Below are 18846 nucleotides of genomic sequence, written 5' to 3' on the forward strand. Positions count from 1 at the left end.
ACTCTACACAAATAATTAACTATTATTGCAACTTGTCTTTCCTATAAACCATGCACCACCTTCATCAATTGTTCCCCCAATCCAATAGTATATCCCTGAGACACAAAGACTACCCTGTTAAATGTATCGGCGATGATAAATATCGGCAATGTTTCGGAATTCGACAATTTCATAGATTCCGCAATTTGCTTTTGAATACTTCCGTTCACATCCACCCCATAAAGAATAATAGAAGGTAATCCTGGGAATTCTGCCGGATGAAACTTTTTATACTGTTCTTCATCGGGGAAAAGAAATACCATTTTACGTCCCCACTTCTCGAAATCGCTACCCAATGCAGCAATATCTTTCAGAGCATGATTGGTGGGCTCCTGCCCTGCGCCCAGTATACCCACAACAAAGTAACCACGTCCACAGGCTTGCAAGATACTTTGCATATCACTACCCTCTACCGGACGATACATAGACTCAGAATTAAAATTACCGATAACCTGCACCTGAGTTTCACTTTGCCGCATTGTCAAAGCAGTCGTTGTCACCTGGTCTTTCTCTACATTGAAGAAAGAGAGATTAGCAAGTACAGAGCCATTGGCAAGGCGGGTCCCGGTGGTAAGCATATAATAACCGGCATCCAGTCGTGTACCGTTCTTCAACAGATTTTCCCAGGAAGTAGTACCTTCATCATAGTTCAACAGATGAAAAGTACCCTCTTTAAAACGTGACAGTGTAAAATGAGAGTAATACTTGGGATTATCGAGTGAGCGGATAGGCCGATAAGTGGCTTTTACAACACCCGAAGGTGCCAGGGTCTGTTCGGCCACCTCAAAATCCACATCGAAGGTTTCTCCATTCTTCAATCTGTTATTAGCAAAATCTTTATACTGTATTTTCCCCGTCACCTCGTCTATCCAGGCAGGAATGCCTAAAGCACGTGCCAAGGCTACAAAGAAAATATCCCTGGATTTTTCATCAGCTACCGATGCTTTCCATACACCTGCAGGCGACATAGGAATACGTTGTGAATTCAACTCATTATTAATAGCAATATTCTTTTTGCACCAAGCTACCAATGCTTGTGGATTTTTTCGATAGTGTTCCACTTCATCAGCCGAAACAGCTTTCTGGAAAAACTCCTTATAAGGAGTCAGCATTTCATTTGCTATCCGCGGATTGAGAATAGAATAATAATAATCTCCGCAATACCCGGCAACGGAATGGCGGAAATGATCTTCCAGAACTTCCGGTGTTACATCGCGCAAATCCTTATCCGATACCAACCTGAGCAAACTAAGTGCAAGCTCTGCCTTCTTCTCTTTGGCAGCAACCGAAAGAAAATCGGTCAGCGTTTGATGATTACCCCTCGAAGCAACCAACAGACGAGATACAGACTCAGCATTCATAGCATACTCACGGGCAAATGCCACTCCTTGCTCTTCTGTGGTAAAGGTAGCCACATATGCATTACGAATAGAATCCTCCTGTGCCATACGACGATTGTTTTCTGCCCGCTGTTCCGGAGTTACTTCAGGCAAATCCGTACCTTCGGCAGGAGGAACAATATCCAGTGTCAGTGAATACGTCTCACCCGGTTTCTTATCAAGGACAAGCGTCAGTTCACTCTCTTTTCCAAAAGATAGTTTACTGAATCCGAAATTATCTCCTTTTGAAGCCCACACCAGCATATCTCCTTTACCCGCTGTCAACGAAACCCGGCCGGTGTCATCTGTATACTTGGTAGCTACTGAGTAGAACTCGGCATAATTGTATACCTTAAACTCCACCTTAGCCTCCGACACAGGATTACCACCGGCATCTACCACCGTAACAACTGCTTTTGCCGTAGGGGCATAGTTCTCAATAACATTAATTTCAGTATAGTTGGGTGTTTCATACATGATTTCTTCTGCTCCTTTATAACGTCCAAATACTTTTGTATGCATCAGCATCCCCCGGCTGGCAGGTGCGTTAAACCATCCCAGATTCAAGACAGGCTCCGGTTCGCAAGCTCCGAAAAAATACCATTTACCATCTGCCCAAGCCTCTACCCAGGCATGATTATCATCTGTGTGTGCCCAACGCGGAGTATATACCTGCCGGGCAGGAATCCCCACCGCCCGAAGTGCAGCTACGGTAAAGGTAGATTCTTCACCACAACGTCCGTAAGCCGTCTTGACAGAAGCTAACGGTGAACTGGTACGGGCATCACTCGGACGATAAACTACCTTCTCATGGCACCAGTGATTTACTTCAAGAATAGCATCCTGCATCGAAAGTTTTTTAATGCGTTCTTTCAACTCACCATAAAACACACTACGGGAATTATCCAGGTTCTCATTATTCACCCGGACAGGAAGTACAAAATGACGAAAAACATCTTCTGGGATCTTCTTTCCCCAGGGCATTTCTTGCCGGGCCTGTTCAGACAAACGGATATTTTCCAGATAATAGTCTCCCGAATAGTCAGTGATATCTCCTATAGGCATATAAGCATACAAAAACATCAACGCTTCCCGTTCCGCAGTAGTCAACGTAGAATCATTAAAGATAGCAAACAAGTTACCCAAAGGAAGTTGCAATTGTTTTATTCCGAAATCAGCTTTCACCTGATTACGATATGCTTCCTCCTTCAGGAAATGAGTTTCACCACAGGATAATAAGAAAACAGCCAACAACAGGCACGAGAAAAAGTGAATCGATGTTTTCATTTTATTTCTATATTATATAATAAGGTACAATCAAAATCTGCTCAGTTAGAATAGTATCATAGAGCACAAAGTTATGTAATATATTTGTAATATCCACTTGTCATTTCGGCCTCTTTCAAGAAAAAAGAGGGTAAAAAGCATAATTTTTATGTTGCACAACATGTTTTTCGTGAACTTTTCGTATCTTTGCAGTGTTAATAGAGAAAACAAGATATAAAACCGCTCTTCAAAACGTGGAGGGCAAAAAAAGATGAAGATTATGAAAAAGAATGCAAATGAAAAAATTATGATGTTGCAGTATCGTATTAAACGTTATCATGCAATGGGAAACGGAACAATGTGCCAGACTTTGAATGGCCAACTTCAAAAACTGCTTTCAAAGCAGATTGCCATGTAATAAACACACCACTATATTATATGTAACAAAAGCGGAGAGTCTGAAAAGGTTCTCCGCTTTCTTTTTATCTACACAATTCATTTATGCGCAAGAGTTTATTGCAAACTGATCTGTACCGTAACAGATTTTATCCCCAGTCACTAAACTCAAAACTAAGCTGCTCCCACACTCCGTGCTGTTCTTCTATTTCATCTTTCGGATTGGAAACAGAAAGCCCTATCAACCGAATGGGGTGATGTTCATAATCCACCTCTTTTAATAACTGTTTTGCTAAGGGAAGAATCTTATCCAAATTTATCAGTTCATTAACCTGGGTGATACTACGCGTTATCTGACTAAAATCATGAAACTTAATCTTTAACGTCAATGTATTTCCTTTAAATTCCTTTCGGTGTAACCTCTCTACCAGCTCCACAGCCACATGATACAGTTCAATAATAACTGAAGAGCGTAAAGAGATATCTTTCTCTAATGTTCGTTCGCAACCAATCGATTTACGGATGCGAATAGCTTCCACCGGGCGAAGGTCTATTCCGCGGGCAAAATCATAATACAATGTACCAACCTTACCAAACTGACGGATAAGCATTTCCACCGAACATGTGCGTAACTGTAATCCATTATGAATACCCAAAGAATGCATTTTTTTTGCTGTCACCGGCCCTACTCCCCAAAATGATTCAATAGGTAGAGTACCTATAAAATCCATAGCCTGATCCGGATGAATGGTACACAACCCGTCGGGCTTACGATAATCCGAAGCAATCTTTGCCAAAAACTTATTGTAAGACACACCGGCAGAAGCTACCAGGTTCAATTCTTCCCGAATACGTTTTTTTATTTCACAAGCTATGTCTACAGCAAGCCGGATCCCTTGTTTGTTCTCCGTCACATCCAGGAAAGCCTCATCCAGTGAAAGTGGTTCAATGATGTCTGTATAATCATGAAATATTTCATGTATCTGACGTGATACAGATTTATACACTTCCATTCGTCCGGGAACAAAGATCAAGTGCGGACACAAACGTTTGGCCTTCTGCGATGCCATGGCCGAACGTACTCCATAACGACGAGCCTCATAACTGGCAGCCGCCACTACACCCCGCTCTTCCGAATGCCCCACAGCAAGCGGTTTACCACGCAGTTCCGGATTATCCCGCTGCTCTACGGAAGCATAAAATGCATCCATGTCAATATGAATTATTTTTCGTTCCACAGTCTTCAGTTTCGAAGATCAAATATAAGAAAATCCGCATATATCCTAATAGGATTTACACGGATTTTCATTTCACTAACCTCCGGTTATAAACTATTCACAAACTTTTTGGGCGATTCTCCGTAATACTTCTTAAAAACCTCCCGGAAGTATTTCGGATCACTAAATCCTGTAAGATCTGCTACCTCGGCTACCGTATATTTTTTACTCATCAACAGAATCAAAGCTTTATTCAGCTTCACCGTACGAATATAGTCGGCCGGTGCCTGATGAGTGATCGATTTGATCCTGGTATAAAAACCGGATCGGCTCATATTCATCTCAGCACTAAGTACATCCACATTAAAATCGGGATTGGAAAGATTCTCCTCTACGAGCCTCCGTACTTTATCAAGAAAATTTTGTTCATCTCCGGAGAAAGCATCTTCAAGATCGGATTTAGCCTCATCTTTACCGCCAAGCACTAATGTTATATATCTTTTTCTTATAATCCGACGATTAAATATCAAGTTGTTTATCTCTACCCGCAGGCGAGATATATCGAGAGGCAACGCCAAACAACAATCTGCCACTCTTTGAGAATCATCTTCCACATTCACAGGATCTTTGAATAGAATAACAGGAATATGAGCAGTTTTCACATCAGATTTTATTTGAAGACAAAGTTTTTCTCCCGAAATCATATCAAAAGCCTCAGCCAAAAGTACAACCTCCGGTCGTTCTTTACGCATTACATCACAGATCGACTCTGCTTTAGATACCGTATGAACATTGTATTCTTCTGATAACACCTGTATTAAGAACGAACTGAACTCTCGATTTTCTTCCACCAACAGGATAGAATGCTTCTCTCGATTTTCTCTTTCTGAAAACTTCCCGCGAACGGTGTCTCTTAACAAAAAAGCCTCCTCATCCGGATGTTTTTTATAAGTAGAAAACGAAGTTCTGAATAATGAAGTAACTGACAATGAATGCTGCACACTTGAGAATTTTCTGAAAACGATAGGGAAAGTAAGCATGACAGATGCTTTTTTATTTTTGTTTGAACAGAAAAGAATTTTTCCTTTATGTAATTGTATTAATCTGCGGATTAGTAACCAACTTATTACGCCAAATGAGTAAGTTTCCGCCCCTTTTTTGTGATATAGCATTTTTTTTTAATACAGTCATTATCTGTAAATTCTAATTTAATTTTCCAGTTTCGCAAAGTATATACAGTAACTATTTCGATACTTTCTCCCTCATTCATACAATCAACTATCATTTCTAATAGTCCCTGTAATATTGCCGTCATCTTTTCTTTATCAATCCAAACATGTACAAAACCGGGGGTTCCTTCCCAATGCAGTTTTATTTTTTTCTGCTTTACAGAAGAAGATATGGATTCTATTGTTTCACCCAAGTAAGTATTCAACTCTGTTTCAAGTAAAGAGAGGCGCCGGGAATGAGAAGTTATACGCCCAACAGTAACTAAATTAGTAAACATACTATCAATACCTTTGATCTGTTGCAAAATATTTTTAAGAGTATCCGAAGAGTACTTCCGACATAGATTTTCCAATGGATTTTTAATCAATGTCAATGGCATGCACACATCACGGGCGGCACTAACAAAGACTTTCACTGTTTCCCGGGATAAGTTTCTCTGTCTCCATACCAACCAAACATAAACAAACAGAAAGCCCAATAACACGATCAATATGCCGTAGCATAAAAAAGCCCCTCTCGTTTGCCACAAGGGGGGATGTATGATGACCCGCATATTTCTTTGTGAAATCGGATTACCATTCTGCGCGGATACTGCCCGCACAGATACCAGATGTTCTCCCGGAGTTAGATTAGAAAAAGAAATAAGATTTTTTCGGGTAAGTGGAGTCCACTCCCGATTATTTAATTTCCATGAATACAAAATCAAATCAGATGCATCATAATTTATAGCAGCAGCTGTAAATGAGAATGTATTTTGATCATAACTCAAATTCAGCACTTTCGTATAATTCAGAGCATGGTTTAGGGGAGTATTCTTCGTGGTAGTAGTAATCAGTTGATGTAAAATACTAAAATTATCCAGATACAGATATGGATGAATGCTATTCAACGAAAATGATGCCTGCTTATCAAACCGGAATGCTCCCATAGAGGTGCCCAACATAAAAATTCCGTCCTCCAAAGAGCTTCCGGAAGTAAGATAGTCAATTCCCCCCAACAGTAAATGAAATTCCTTATTCGCCGGATTAAAATTATATAGTTCTTTTCCGGTTCCTATCAGCATACAATCTCCATCCGGTACAATCAAGGAAATGTCCCGAATGTATTCACTGGCATAAATTTCAGTCTGATCTTCTTCCTGATTTATAACTAATAATCCCTTCCCTCCTGTACCAATATAGAGTTTACCATATTTATCCTGATAGAGTGAACGGATAAAAGGTTGTGAAGACACTGGTAATTTAATTTTTTTCCACTCCTGTGTTTTCCCATTTAGTAAATATAATCCACAATCAGTACCTATCCATACATCAGTTTCGTCTTTTGGAAAAATTACATTAGCAGATATTGCATCAGCAAATTTATCTCCTATTTCCATTTCACCTTTACGAATCAGAAACAATCCATGCATATAGTTGGTTACACAAATATCTCCCGATGGTAATTCGCAAAGCGAGGTATATAGCTTACAAGGTAAGTTTGATGCCACCTCCTGCCACCGACTGGTTTCAGGAGAAAAACAACAAACGCCCTTATCTGTAGCAAACCAGATGTGCCCTCCCGAATCCTTCAGCACAGCATTTACCCTGTCATTAATCAGTGACTGACTATTTCCGGCAATGTGTCTGAACCATTTATATCTTTCCTGACCAGGTGGCGTATACATCGTTATTCCATCCGGAAAATCAGCAACCCATAGGCGTTGGTATTCATCCACATACAAATCGGCAATTCGATTACTGCGGATACTCATTTCTTTTCCAATATCAGTATCAAGAAAAGGAGTGATCCGATAATTTTCCATATTCATTTGAAAAACCCCTACTCCATCGGTAGCAATCAGAAGATTATCCTCTCCCAATAACTTCATGTTATTTACCCGAAAATTCTTCCAGCTTTTATGAGAACAGAGTAATTCACCATTATTGCAATCAAAAATATTTATCCCTTGCGACCGGTCAACAATGACAAGACTATGCCACTTGGGAGAGTAAAACAGATTATATATCTGCTTACAGTGCCCTCCCGACAGTTCCTGAGAAATATTTGTAATACTCTCATCCAACAAAGAAAAAGAAAAAACGCCCCGATCAGAGCTGAGATAATATTGACTATTCCCCACAGGCAATATTCCTGTTATATACCCCAAAGGGTGCTGTATCCGACGTACGGCCTTGGTAGGTAAATAGCAGACATACAATTCATTTTTACTACAAAACCAAAAATTATCCAAACTGTCAAGAGTCAGAAACGTGAAATTTCCTTCTATCTGCTTCCGAAAGTCAAAATAGCCTTCAAAACGGTCGTCTATCCTGTTATAAGACAATAAATAGCCATTTCGGGTAACTACCCACAACTCTTTTTTACTATCAGTAAAAAGTTCACTATTAACTGAATAAAAGTCAATCGAGTCATTATCAGCATGTAAATCATAGTGTTTCAAAGAAGTGCCATCATAGCGATTTATCCCGTTATAAGTCAAAAACCACATGTATCCGCACACGTCTTGCTGAATTCGGAAAATAGACCGGTTATCTGTATCTCCATTTCCTGATACGTGTTTACAGATGCCGGCATTACACACTAAGCCGTACATCATTATAGCAATAAATAATGCATATTTCATTTTTTTATAAAATTTAAATTGAAAGAAAGTAGTTTGTAAAAATCAGAAACTATTCAGCAGACTTTAAAAAGAAGTAATGCTGCCCTATTCACAGCGTGAGTAGGTGATCTTATTTTACGTGCTCCTTCACGATTCAAGCCCTGCCCCTTCATGGTATAGGAATTAAACAAAATACTATTTATATTCTTATATCAATCTTATTGATCAGACATTGAGTATAATGGAGATGAGGGAAACGTACAAAATCAATCCGACTGATATAACAACGAATGACACATTCAAATTGTTTAGCAGACTCTACAAATATTGAAAAATAGAAAGGAAAAGAGTAATTATACAAACTAAAAGAACAATATAAAGATCAAGAAAAGAGAAAATGAAGTATACAAGAGTGAAGCATTCACGACAAGAAAACAGATATAAAAATAAAAAAAGTTCTCCCATACCTTTGAATCTCAAAAAAATGAGTAATTTTGCATGCCATAAAAATAAAAATTCTTATGGCAATCTACGTAGAAGAAGTTTCCAGAACTTTTGGTGAATACTTACTTATTCCCGGTCTTACTACCAAGCAGTGTGTACCCTCTAATGTTTCATTGAGAACACCGTTGGTAAAACACAATGTGGGTGCACAATCGGCAATCGAGTTGAATATCCCTTTTGTTTCAGCAATCATGCAATCTGTATCTGGTCCTGAATTGGCTATTGAGCTGGCACGTAACGGAGGTCTTTCTTTTATCTTTGGTTCACAACCCATTGCCAGCCAGGCAGAAATGGTGCGAAAAGTGAAAAAGTTTAAAGCTGGTTTTGTAACAAGCGATTCAAACCTGACACCGGAACATACGTTGGACGATGTACTCCGTCTGCTTGCACAAACAGGGCATTCTACTATTGGGATTACAGACGATGGTACCCCGAATGGCAAACTATTAGGCCTTGTTACCAGTCGTGACTATCGTATATCAAGAGATGCACGTGACAAAAAGATCAAAGATTTCATGACCCCTTTTGAAAAACTGATTGTAGGTGAAGTAGGGCTTACATTAAGCGAAGCCAATCAGATAATCTGGGATCACAAACTCAACACCCTTCCTATCATTGATAAAGAACAACATCTGGCTTATTTCGTTTTCCGTAAAGACTATGACAGTCATAAAGAAAATCCCAATGAAGTATCCAGCCCGGACAAAAAACTGTTGGTAGGTGCCGGAATCAATAGCCGTGATTACATGGAACGTGTTCCCGCTCTGATAGAAGCCGGTGTAGATGTACTTTGCATCGACTCTTCAGATGGTTACTCGGAATGGCAATATGAAACTTTGAAATGGATCAAAACAAAATATGGCAACAAGGTACTGGTTGGTGCCGGTAATGTTGTTGATAAAGAAGGTTTCCGTTATCTGGTAGAAGCCGGAGCCGATTTCATAAAAGTAGGCATTGGCGGAGGTTCTATCTGTATCACCCGCGAACAGAAAGGTATTGGACGTGGACAAGCAACCGCTTTGCAGGATGTAGCCAAAGCACGTGACGAATACAAAGCTCAAACGGGTATCTATGTGCCTATTTGCAGTGATGGTGGCCTGGTACAAGATTATCATATGGTGCTTGCTTTGGCTATGGGAGCTGACTTCCTGATGATGGGACGTTATTTTGCCCGTTTTGACGAATCTCCTACTAAAAAGCTATGTATCAAAAACAGTTATGTAAAAGAGTACTGGGGTGAAGGCTCCAATCGTGCACAAAACTGGCAACGGTATGATATGGGTGGAACGGAGTCATTGAAATTCGAAGAGGGTGTAGACAGTTACGTACCTTATGCAGGCAAGATGAAAGACAACCTTGCTGTAACTTTGGGCAAAATTAAAGCAACCATGTGTAGCTGTGGTGCTGTCAATATCCCGGAATTGCAACAAAATGCCAAGATTACCATGGTTTCATCAACAAGCATTACCGAAGGTGGTGCACATGATGTGATTCTGAAAGAAAAAGGGTAATAATTATTATCTATCATATACACCCCGAAAGTTCATTCAACAAATACGCAGTTTGTTAATAGTGTTAATGCATTTTTTAACACTTTGGATTTACTTTACAAAAATGTACATTTTAGTCTGTCAAGAATGTACAATGTAGTATAGCAAAAGTGTACAATTAACATTCGCATAAGTGTACACTCTTGCTTACCTTTAAACAGGATATGTATATTAGCTATAAATCAAGCGATTACATAAGAATAAATATTCATATACTATCTTACATCTCTTTTTTTAAAATCTTGTACTTACTTTTTTGACAACCACGTATTTGTTGGATGAACATAAAAAAGAAACCACCCTTAAAAGAGTGGTTTCTTTTTTTTGTGTGGAGCTGGAGGGAGTCGAACCCTCGTCCAAACGAGGAAATCATAAGCTTTCTACATGCTTATCTTTGCCTAATTTTTCGTGTAACGGCAGAACCAAAGCCATCAACCATTACCTTATCCTCTTAAGTTTCACCCAAAACGCGAGGCCGCTTCAGGCTATCCCCGATGTAACTGCACCACTGAACCGGAATGCTTCGGAGCAACAGCTTCCGAGTGATGTCTCGTCCTGGCACCTGGTGCCTGGATTAAGCTAATCTACTATGATTCGATTAAGCAGCAAGAGCGTAATTAGTTTCGCCAGATAAAATTTTGAGGACTGAGATTTAAGTGCCAATCAACGACGCACTGCATGCTTACTCACTATTTCTGCCCGCTGTCAAATCCAGTCAACCCCAGATATAGTTCTGCAAAGATAGAAAATCTTTCGTGACATTGTGTCATGTATTCACAAATATTATCAATCATTCTACACTACTTCCTAAAAGTAATAAACAAAAGTACCTCTCCGGATCATTTTTCTCCTGTTTTCGGACTATTTTACCCCTTCCTTATCATAAACATACACTATCTTTGACCCTCAGAATATTATTAATAAAACCACATACCATGAAAAGACTTATCATTGCGACTCTGCTCTTGGGAAGTACTCCGATACTTTCGGCACAAAAAACAATGAAGTTACCTGCCGTATACAAACCTGTAAAAACCGAAATGTATAAAAAAGGCTGGATAGATTTTAATAAAAACGGCATTAAAGATGTATACGAAGATCCCACTGCTCCCATCGATGCACGTATTGAAGACTTACTCAGTCAGATGAACCTGAACGAGAAAACCTGCCAAATGGTGACCCTCTATGGATACAAACGGGTACTGAAAGATGCATTACCCACTCCCGAATGGAAACAAATGTTATGGAAGGATGGTATGGGAGCTATCGACGAACATCTCAATGGATTCCAGCAATGGGGATTACCCCCCTCGGATAATGAGAACGTATGGCCTGCTTCGCGTCATGCCTGGGCTTTAAACGAAGTACAACGTTTCTTTATCGAAGAAACCCGATTGGGTATTCCCGTAGATTTCACCAATGAGGGAATTCGCGGAGTAGAAAGTTACAAGGCAACCAATTTTCCTACCCAATTGGGATTAGGACATACCTGGAACCGTAAACTCATCCATCAGGTAGGACTCATCACCGGTCGGGAAGCACGCATGCTGGGATATACCAATGTATACGCTCCCATACTCGATGTAGGACGTGACCAGCGTTGGGGACGCTATGAAGAGGTATATGGAGAATCGCCCTATCTCGTAGCCGAACTGGGTATCGAAATGGTAAAAGGCATGCAACACAACTATCAGGTAGCCGCTACGGGAAAGCACTTTATCGCTTACAGCAACAACAAGGGTGCCCGTGAAGGTATGGCACGTGTAGATCCGCAAACGTCTCCGCGCGAAGTAGAAATGATACACGTTTATCCCTTCAAACGGGTCATTCAGGAAGCCGGATTGCTGGGTGTGATGAGTTCGTATAACGACTATGACGGACTCCCTGTTCAAAGCAGTTACTACTGGCTGATGACGCGCTTGCGCGGACAAATGGGTTTCCGCGGATATGTGGTTTCCGACAGTGATGCAGTAGAATACCTCTATACAAAACACGGTACTGCCAAAGATATGAAAGAAGCTGTGCGCCAAAGCGTTGAAGCGGGACTGAACGTGCGTTGTACCTTCCGCTCTCCGGATTCATACGTACTTCCTTTACGGGAACTGGTGCAAGAAGGCGGACTAAGCGAAGAGATTATCAATGACCGTGTACGTGATATTCTGCGGGTAAAATTCCTCGTCGGACTTTTTGATACTCCCTATCAGACAGATTTGAAAGGAGCAGATGAAGAAGTAGAGAAAGAAGAAAATGAAATCGTAGCTTTGCAGGCATCCCGCGAGTCGATTGTACTATTAAAAAATGACAAGAACACACTTCCATTGGATGTAGCTTCTATCAGGAAGATAGCTGTCTGCGGCCCCAATGCAGACGAAACAGCCTATGCACTGACTCATTACGGACCATTAGCAGTGGATGTAACTACCGTGCTCAGCGGTATCCGTCAAAAAGTAGACGGAAAAGCCGAGGTACTCTACACCAAAGGTTGTGAATTGGTAGATGCCAACTGGCCGGAGTCAGAAATCATTGATTATCCGTTGACAAACGACGAACAGAACGAAATAGACAAAGCAGTGGCACAAGCCAAAGAGGCAGATGTAGCAGTGGTGGTACTGGGTGGCGGACAACGGACCTGCGGAGAAAATAAATCCCGCAGCAGTCTTGATCTTCCGGGACGTCAGCTTGACCTGCTGAAAGCAGTACAGGCTACAGGCAAACCAGTTGTACTGATACTTATCAACGGACGTCCGCTCTCTGTAAACTGGGCAGATAAATTTGTACCTGCCATTATAGAAGCCTGGTATCCGGGATCGAAAGGAGGAACGGCAGTAGCCGATGTACTGTTTGGTGATTATAATCCGGGTGGTAAGCTTACAGTCACTTTCCCGAAAAGTGTAGGCCAGATACCTTTTAACTTCCCCTGCAAACCTTCTTCGCAAATTGACGGTGGTAAGAATCCCGGACCGAAAGGTAATATGTCGCGTGTGAACGGTGCCCTTTATCCATTTGGGTATGGGCTGAGTTATACTACATTTGAATATTCGGATATCAGTATTTCTCCCAAAATCATTACTCCCAACCAAAAGGTGCAAGTGCGTTGTAAAATAACCAATACCGGAAAACGTGCCGGAGATGAAGTGGTGCAACTTTATGTACGCGATATCCTGAGTAGCGTCACTACCTACGAAAAAAATCTTGAAGGATTTGAACGTATTCATCTGCAACCGGGCGAAACGAAAGAAGTATCGTTCACTCTCGACCGCAAAGCACTGGAACTTCTCAACGCCAAAAACGATTGGGTAGTAGAACCGGGAGACTTCAGTATCATGCTGGGTGCTTCTTCGGAAGATATTCGGTTAAGTGATATCCTGACTGTAAAAGAGTATGGTGCCATAGAGACAGGACAAACAAAAACAGCCGACCCTGTCAGTGCCAGTACTAACGGAGAAATGAAGAATAATGTACTTGATAACAATTTATCCACTGTCTGGGAAGGAAATAAAGGAGATTATATTACCTTTGCTCTTGAGAACGGAGCCAAAGTAGACGGAGTTTCCATAGCCTTCAGCCGCGCCAACGGACTACCAGCCGAATTTGAAATTCAGCTCTCGGGTGGCGGAGGGCAATTCCTTACCGTATACTCAGGCACTGTAAAAGAGTATAACAAACTGCTTCCTTTCCGTTTCAAGGGAACCACCGCAAGCGACCTGCGTATCGTACTGGGCAGTGACCGCGTGGGTATCTCAGAAGTGAAACTGGAGCAGTTGAAAAAGAAATAAATTATGTTCAGATTGGTTATCGGCCTGTGTGCCGCCAGTATGCTGTCATCCGCCTGTACTACCCGCAATGCATCTCAACAACGGGCAGAACATGAATTGACTATGCTGGTGGGTACTTATACATCAGGTAGCAGTAAAGGCATTTATACATTTCGTTTCAATGAAGAGAGCGGCGTGGCAACTCCACTTAGTGAAATAGAAGTATCAAACCCCTCCTATCTCACCCTCTCACCCGACAATCGATTTGTATACGCTGTCAGCGAAGAGAACGACACAACAGCTTCTATCAATGCTTTTGCCTTTGACAAGGAGAAGGGTACATTGACCCTTTTGAACAAACAAAGAACAAAAGGAAAAGATCCATGCTACGTAGCTACCGATGGGAAAAAAGTGCTTACTGCCAATTACAGTGGTGGCACAATGTCTGTTTTCCCTATCCGGTATGATGGTTCTTTGGAATCAGTCGATACGCTGTTTCAAGGTACAGCTTCAGGACCGGACCTGGACAGGCAGGCTACTCCACATATTCATTGTACGCTCTTCTCTCCGGATGGTAATTATATTTTTGCTACAGACTTCAGTGCCGACCGTATATTACGCTATGCGGTACATTCAAAAGAGGAGTTGCCACGACCTCTGTCCGAGGCTGTAAACATTCAGCCCGGATCTGGTCCAAGACACCTGATATTCAGTAAAGACGGAAAGTATGCTTATTTAATAAACGAATTGTCCGGAAAAGTAATTGCTTTCACTTATTCGGACGGGAGACTGAATGAAATACAAACAATTGTAGCAGATACCATACAGGCAAGAGGTAGTGCAGATATCCACCTGAGTCCGGATGGAAGGTATTTATATGCGAGCAACAGACTGAAAGAGGATGGAATTGCCATCTTTGAAGTGAATCCGGAAAAAGGCACACTGGCTAAAGTTGGTTATCAGCTAACAGGCCTTCATCCACGTCATTTTAATATAACTCCTAACGGAAAGTTTTTGTTGGTAGCCTGCCGGGATAGTAATATGATCCAGGTTTTCGAAAGAGACACAGTAAGCGGATTACTTAAAAATACCGGTAAGGATATAAAAATGAGCAAACCTGTATGTATTCAGTTTGCTAAGAATAAATAAGTATGGACATGAAGCTGTTCACCACGGAGGACACGGAGAGCACAGAGATATTATTTTCTCTGATGAAACGCGGATGATCACAGATGAACGCAGATTAAAAGACTGCAGTTCTTTGTTTTATCGTTATTTCCCTTTGTGGGAATCTGCGATCATCTGCGTTTTAAAAGATTTAAACTCCGTGTCCTCTGCTACCTCTGTGGTGAAATACCATACAGAAATGAATCTATTTAAACAAGCTAAATTGTATTTGCGTAAATCTGCGTTTCCGAAGACACCCATTAAAGGTCCTATCAGACTTTTAACACCCTCACTAAAAACAGTTGAGCCTGTTTCAACCCATTACTTTTTGGCTATTGCTTTCACCAATATTCCATTTCCTTTTTTTGCACATTGAACGCACTCTTTACGTAAAGTACCTTCTTTCAAATTAAAAATGAGATCCGGATTAAAATGTTGTCCGTTAATTCGGGTTTCAAAATGCAAATGCTCTGTCGTAGCCCGTCCTGTACGTCCGGTCAAAGCCACTGGTTGCCCGGCTAATACCCTATCTCCACTCTGCACCAGATTCTTCACATTATGACTATAAATGGTCTCAAGTCCGTTCGAATGCCGAATCACCACTACATTTCCATAAGCAGCATAAGGTTTTGACATTCGCACAACTCCGCAAAAAGCAGCACGTATCGTATCGCCGGCACACGTTTTTAAGTCCGCTCCACTATGTCCTCTCCGGGTTCCATACGGAGAAATAACCTTTGCACCAGGCAATGGAAAAGCGTATTCATTCTCTGTCAGAGTGTCTAAATGCAACAAGAGACTCTCATCCTTAGTAAATAATCCCGGTGTCGCTACCCGGATATGATTGATCTCCATACTTGAAAAGTGTGGTTTCTCGGGTAAATCTACATTATTTACTATAGAAAAAAGAGTGCATAATAGCCAAATCAATGTGTTTTCCATGCTTTCGATAATTATTCAAAGAAAAATAGTTGCGCACTATCACAACCGGCATATTTTTTTAATAATTCCTGTATCATATCAGCCGCTTCAGCCAATCCGTCCGCACCACTATATCCATTGACTATTGCAAGGATATGAGTAGTATCCAATCCCATCTTTGTTCGTTCATTATCACTGGTAGGCGTACCTATGCCTCCTATTTCATCCCTGTATACGGGTAATCCTTCAATATTCAGCACACCTCTGCCAATACCTTCAAAAGGTTCATTTGCTTTTCCGATCCCCAATTCCAATGTTGTCCCCTTTATTTTATCGGCATCAAAACCACCAATGGAATAACCGGTACGAAGCGACACCAGATTAATCAAATCAACCAGCGTATCTATCTGATACAATGGAATACCACGCATTAAACGTCTGCGCAAAGCCTCAGCCGAAGGACGGTAACGTCCCGGATCTTTACCACAACGTTTATATGCCTCACGTGTAGCAGCAATAGCTGGCTGCAACTTAATATCTTCCATCCGTGTAGTCGAAGTCAATTCTTTAGTAAAAGCATTTATCTCCTCCCAAAGTCCTTTACAGTAAGCTGTGTTTTTGACTTCTGCATAGACTGCTACTCCCGCAAAACCGGGACATGCTTCTTTTATTTCTCCAGATACTGTTATCATAAAAAAATTATAGAATTATAGAGCTATGGAAGAGGTGAGGATTATAAAGTTATAGGGTCACTATAAAAGCTAAAAACATAACTCTATAACTTTATAGCCTATCACTCTATGGCTCTGTTACTCTCTTCATTATTCCCGATAAAATACGCCCTGAGGTGATGCCCAACCTTCGTGCCGAAAAGAATTCATCATGATGAATATAAGTACAAATGCCCGATACTTCGATCTGGCAACCGGGGACACCAAAGTCAAGCAATTGCTGGCGATTGGCCTCCCACAGATCGATATGATATTTTCCCGTCTCCGCCTTACGATAAGAGATACGTGACATATCAAAACCATTCAACCGAAAGGTATCATATACCTCATCACCGACTTCAAAGGATTCCAACGAAATACCAGGACCGATGCAGGCCACAACCTCCGAACCTTCCGTTCCATAAACCGTCCGCATCTGTTCCAGTGTATGACCAACGATAAAATTCACCGTCCCCCGCCACCCGGCATGAACGGCAGCTGCCACCTGATGCTGCCTGTCATATAGCAATATAGGAACACAATCTGCCGTAGAAACGCAAATACAACAACCTTCCTCACGAGTTATCAGGGCATCAATACCTTCCAGACGCATACATCTATCCTCTTCAGAAAGAGCAAGAAAGGCTTCATCTACCACCAGATTCTTCGTTCCATGTGTCTGGTGTGGGATAATCAATTCATGAGGCTTCTCCGGCATTGCTTCAAACAAGATCTCCTGATTCCGGCGGACACATGCCATCTCGTCACCAGCAAAAGGCGAGCAATTGAATGTAGCATATGTCCCCTCACTGCACCCGCCTATACGGGTGGTTACAAAATGAAAAATGTCGGAATACACATCCAATGATACATATCCCAACATTCTTTTATCTTTTGTAAGTGAAATCATTTCTCTTCCCAATCCTCTTCTTCGTATTCATAATCCAGATCATCGTCATCATCGCCGTCCTCATACTCATATTCAAGATCTTCATCCTCTCCCATGGCTTTGAGTTCTTCCTGCAAGCGACTTACATCCTTAGGACGATGTACAATAGCCTCTATCTTATTGCTTTCTTTATTCAACTCTTCCCACAGGATATCTTTCAATGCTGAAATTCCCAAACCGGAAACAGAAGAAATAAACAAATGCGGAATCCCCTGAGGCAACGTAGGTTCTATCTCATCCATCAACTCCTGATCGAGCATATCACTTTTTGTAATAGCGAGTACACGCTGCTTATCAAGCATTTCCGGATTAAAGGTACTCAGTTCATTCAGCAGTATTTCATATTCCTTACGGATATCATCACTATCTGCCGGGACCATGAATAACAAAAGAGAGTTGCGCTCAATATGACGCAGGAATCGCAATCCAAGTCCCTTACCTTCACTGGCACCTTCAATAATTCCGGGGATATCGGCCATCACGAACGATTTCCCGTCGCGATAAGAAACAATACCTAAATTGGGTTCCAGTGTAGTAAACGGATAGTCGGCTATTTTGGGCTTAGCAGCAGAAACGGCAGACAATAGTGTAGACTTACCCGCATTGGGGAACCCCACTAACCCCACATCAGCCAAAAGTTTCAACTCCATGATTACCGTCATTTCCTGCATCGGCTCACCGGGTTGTGCAAAGCGGGGTGCCTGTCGGGTAGCCGTTCTGAAATGCCAGTTTCCTTGTCCACCGCGTCCACCTTTCAACAAGATAACTTCCTGTCCATGTTCGGTCACATCACAGATATACTCTCCTGTTTCAGCATTGTATACCACTGTTCCACAAGGCACTTCAATTATTTTGTCTACACCGTCCTTACCAAAACTCTTGTTTTTACTACCGGATTCTCCATGAGTAGCCATCGCATGACGGTCATACTTCAGATGGAGCAACGTCCAGTAGTTACGGTTACCTCGCAAAATAACATGGCCTCCTCTTCCGCCATCGCCCCCATCAGGACCACCGTTAGGAACATATTTCTCGCGCCTCATGTGCGTAGAGCCTCTTCCGCCCTTACCTGAGCGACAGTATATCTTTACGTAATCAACAAAATTCGATTCAGCCATAATATTTAGTAGTTAGAATTTAGTAGTTAAGTAGTAAGTA

12 protein-coding genes and 1 other RNA gene are annotated in these 18846 nt (G+C 41.5%); 4 read left to right on the forward strand and 9 right to left on the reverse strand.

Annotated features, from left to right (window positions below; genetic code table 11):
• Nucleotides 1-41: 41 nt before the first annotated feature.
• Nucleotides 42-2705, reverse strand: a complete 2664-nt coding sequence (locus VCM39_RS16205) for a transglutaminase-like domain-containing protein (RefSeq protein ID WP_322933975.1) — start codon at nucleotides 2703-2705, stop codon at nucleotides 42-44.
• Nucleotides 2706-2964: 259 nt separating this feature from the next.
• Here VCM39_RS16205 and VCM39_RS16210 point away from each other — a divergent pair, with 259 nt between their 5' ends.
• Complete coding sequence (locus tag VCM39_RS16210; protein WP_002559705.1) at nucleotides 2965-3102, forward strand: hypothetical protein; 138 nt, start codon at nucleotides 2965-2967, stop codon at nucleotides 3100-3102.
• Nucleotides 3103-3229: 127 nt separating this feature from the next.
• Here the strand turns inward: VCM39_RS16210 and dinB are convergent, their stop codons facing one another.
• The 3 genes from dinB to VCM39_RS16225 form a co-directional block, all read right to left on the reverse strand.
• Nucleotides 3230-4291, reverse strand: coding sequence for a DNA polymerase IV (gene dinB / locus VCM39_RS16215; RefSeq protein WP_413544808.1), 1062 nt, complete (start codon nucleotides 4289-4291; stop codon nucleotides 3230-3232).
• A 113-nt stretch (nucleotides 4292-4404) separates the two neighbouring features.
• Nucleotides 4405-5337, reverse strand: coding sequence for a DNA-binding response regulator (locus VCM39_RS16220; protein WP_255585307.1), 933 nt, complete (start codon nucleotides 5335-5337; stop codon nucleotides 4405-4407).
• 86 nt (nucleotides 5338-5423) lie between these two features.
• Nucleotides 5424-8153, reverse strand: coding sequence for a two-component regulator propeller domain-containing protein (locus tag VCM39_RS16225; RefSeq protein ID WP_322933973.1), 2730 nt, complete (start codon nucleotides 8151-8153; stop codon nucleotides 5424-5426).
• A gap of 500 nt (nucleotides 8154-8653) precedes the next feature.
• On the opposite strand from VCM39_RS16225, the gene VCM39_RS16230 reads away from it, so the two are divergent.
• Entirely contained in the window at nucleotides 8654-10147 is a 1494-nt protein-coding gene (locus tag VCM39_RS16230; RefSeq protein ID WP_196039932.1) for an IMP dehydrogenase, read from the forward strand.
• 365 nt (nucleotides 10148-10512) lie between these two features.
• On the opposite strand, the gene ssrA is transcribed toward VCM39_RS16230, so the two are convergent.
• Nucleotides 10513-10909: a transfer-messenger RNA gene (ssrA, locus tag VCM39_RS16235) on the reverse strand.
• A gap of 212 nt (nucleotides 10910-11121) precedes the next feature.
• Between ssrA and VCM39_RS16240 the strand changes: the two genes are divergently transcribed.
• Nucleotides 11122-13962 (forward strand): beta-glucosidase, encoded by a 2841-nt coding sequence (locus VCM39_RS16240; protein ID WP_322933972.1) that lies wholly within the window; start codon nucleotides 11122-11124, stop codon nucleotides 13960-13962.
• A gap of 3 nt (nucleotides 13963-13965) precedes the next feature.
• On the forward strand, nucleotides 13966-15090 hold the full coding sequence (locus tag VCM39_RS16245; RefSeq protein WP_322933971.1) for a lactonase family protein: 1125 nt from the start codon (nucleotides 13966-13968) through the stop codon (nucleotides 15088-15090).
• Nucleotides 15091-15429: 339 nt separating this feature from the next.
• Here VCM39_RS16245 and VCM39_RS16250 read toward each other — a convergent pair whose 3' ends face one another.
• The 4 genes from VCM39_RS16250 to obgE form a co-directional block, all read right to left on the reverse strand.
• Nucleotides 15430-16050 carry a M23 family metallopeptidase gene (locus VCM39_RS16250; protein WP_221648705.1) on the reverse strand — a complete coding sequence of 207 codons (621 nt, stop codon included), beginning with the start codon at nucleotides 16048-16050 and terminating at the stop codon, nucleotides 15430-15432.
• Nucleotides 16051-16061: 11 nt separating this feature from the next.
• Nucleotides 16062-16721: a B3/4 domain-containing protein gene (locus tag VCM39_RS16255; protein WP_002559661.1), complete on the reverse strand. Its 660-nt coding sequence runs from the start codon at nucleotides 16719-16721 to the stop codon at nucleotides 16062-16064.
• 106 nt (nucleotides 16722-16827) lie between these two features.
• Nucleotides 16828-17649: a peptidoglycan editing factor PgeF gene (pgeF, locus tag VCM39_RS16260; RefSeq protein ID WP_322933970.1), complete on the reverse strand. Its 822-nt coding sequence runs from the start codon at nucleotides 17647-17649 to the stop codon at nucleotides 16828-16830.
• Nucleotides 17646-18806, reverse strand: coding sequence for a GTPase ObgE (obgE, locus tag VCM39_RS16265; protein WP_002559659.1), 1161 nt, complete (start codon nucleotides 18804-18806; stop codon nucleotides 17646-17648). Before obgE ends, pgeF begins: the two co-directional genes overlap by 4 nt.
• Nucleotides 18807-18846 lie beyond the last annotated feature (40 nt).

It is taken from the genome of Bacteroides mucinivorans (assembly GCF_034654355.2).
GTDB classification, from domain to species: domain Bacteria; phylum Bacteroidota; class Bacteroidia; order Bacteroidales; family Bacteroidaceae; genus Bacteroides; species Bacteroides nordii.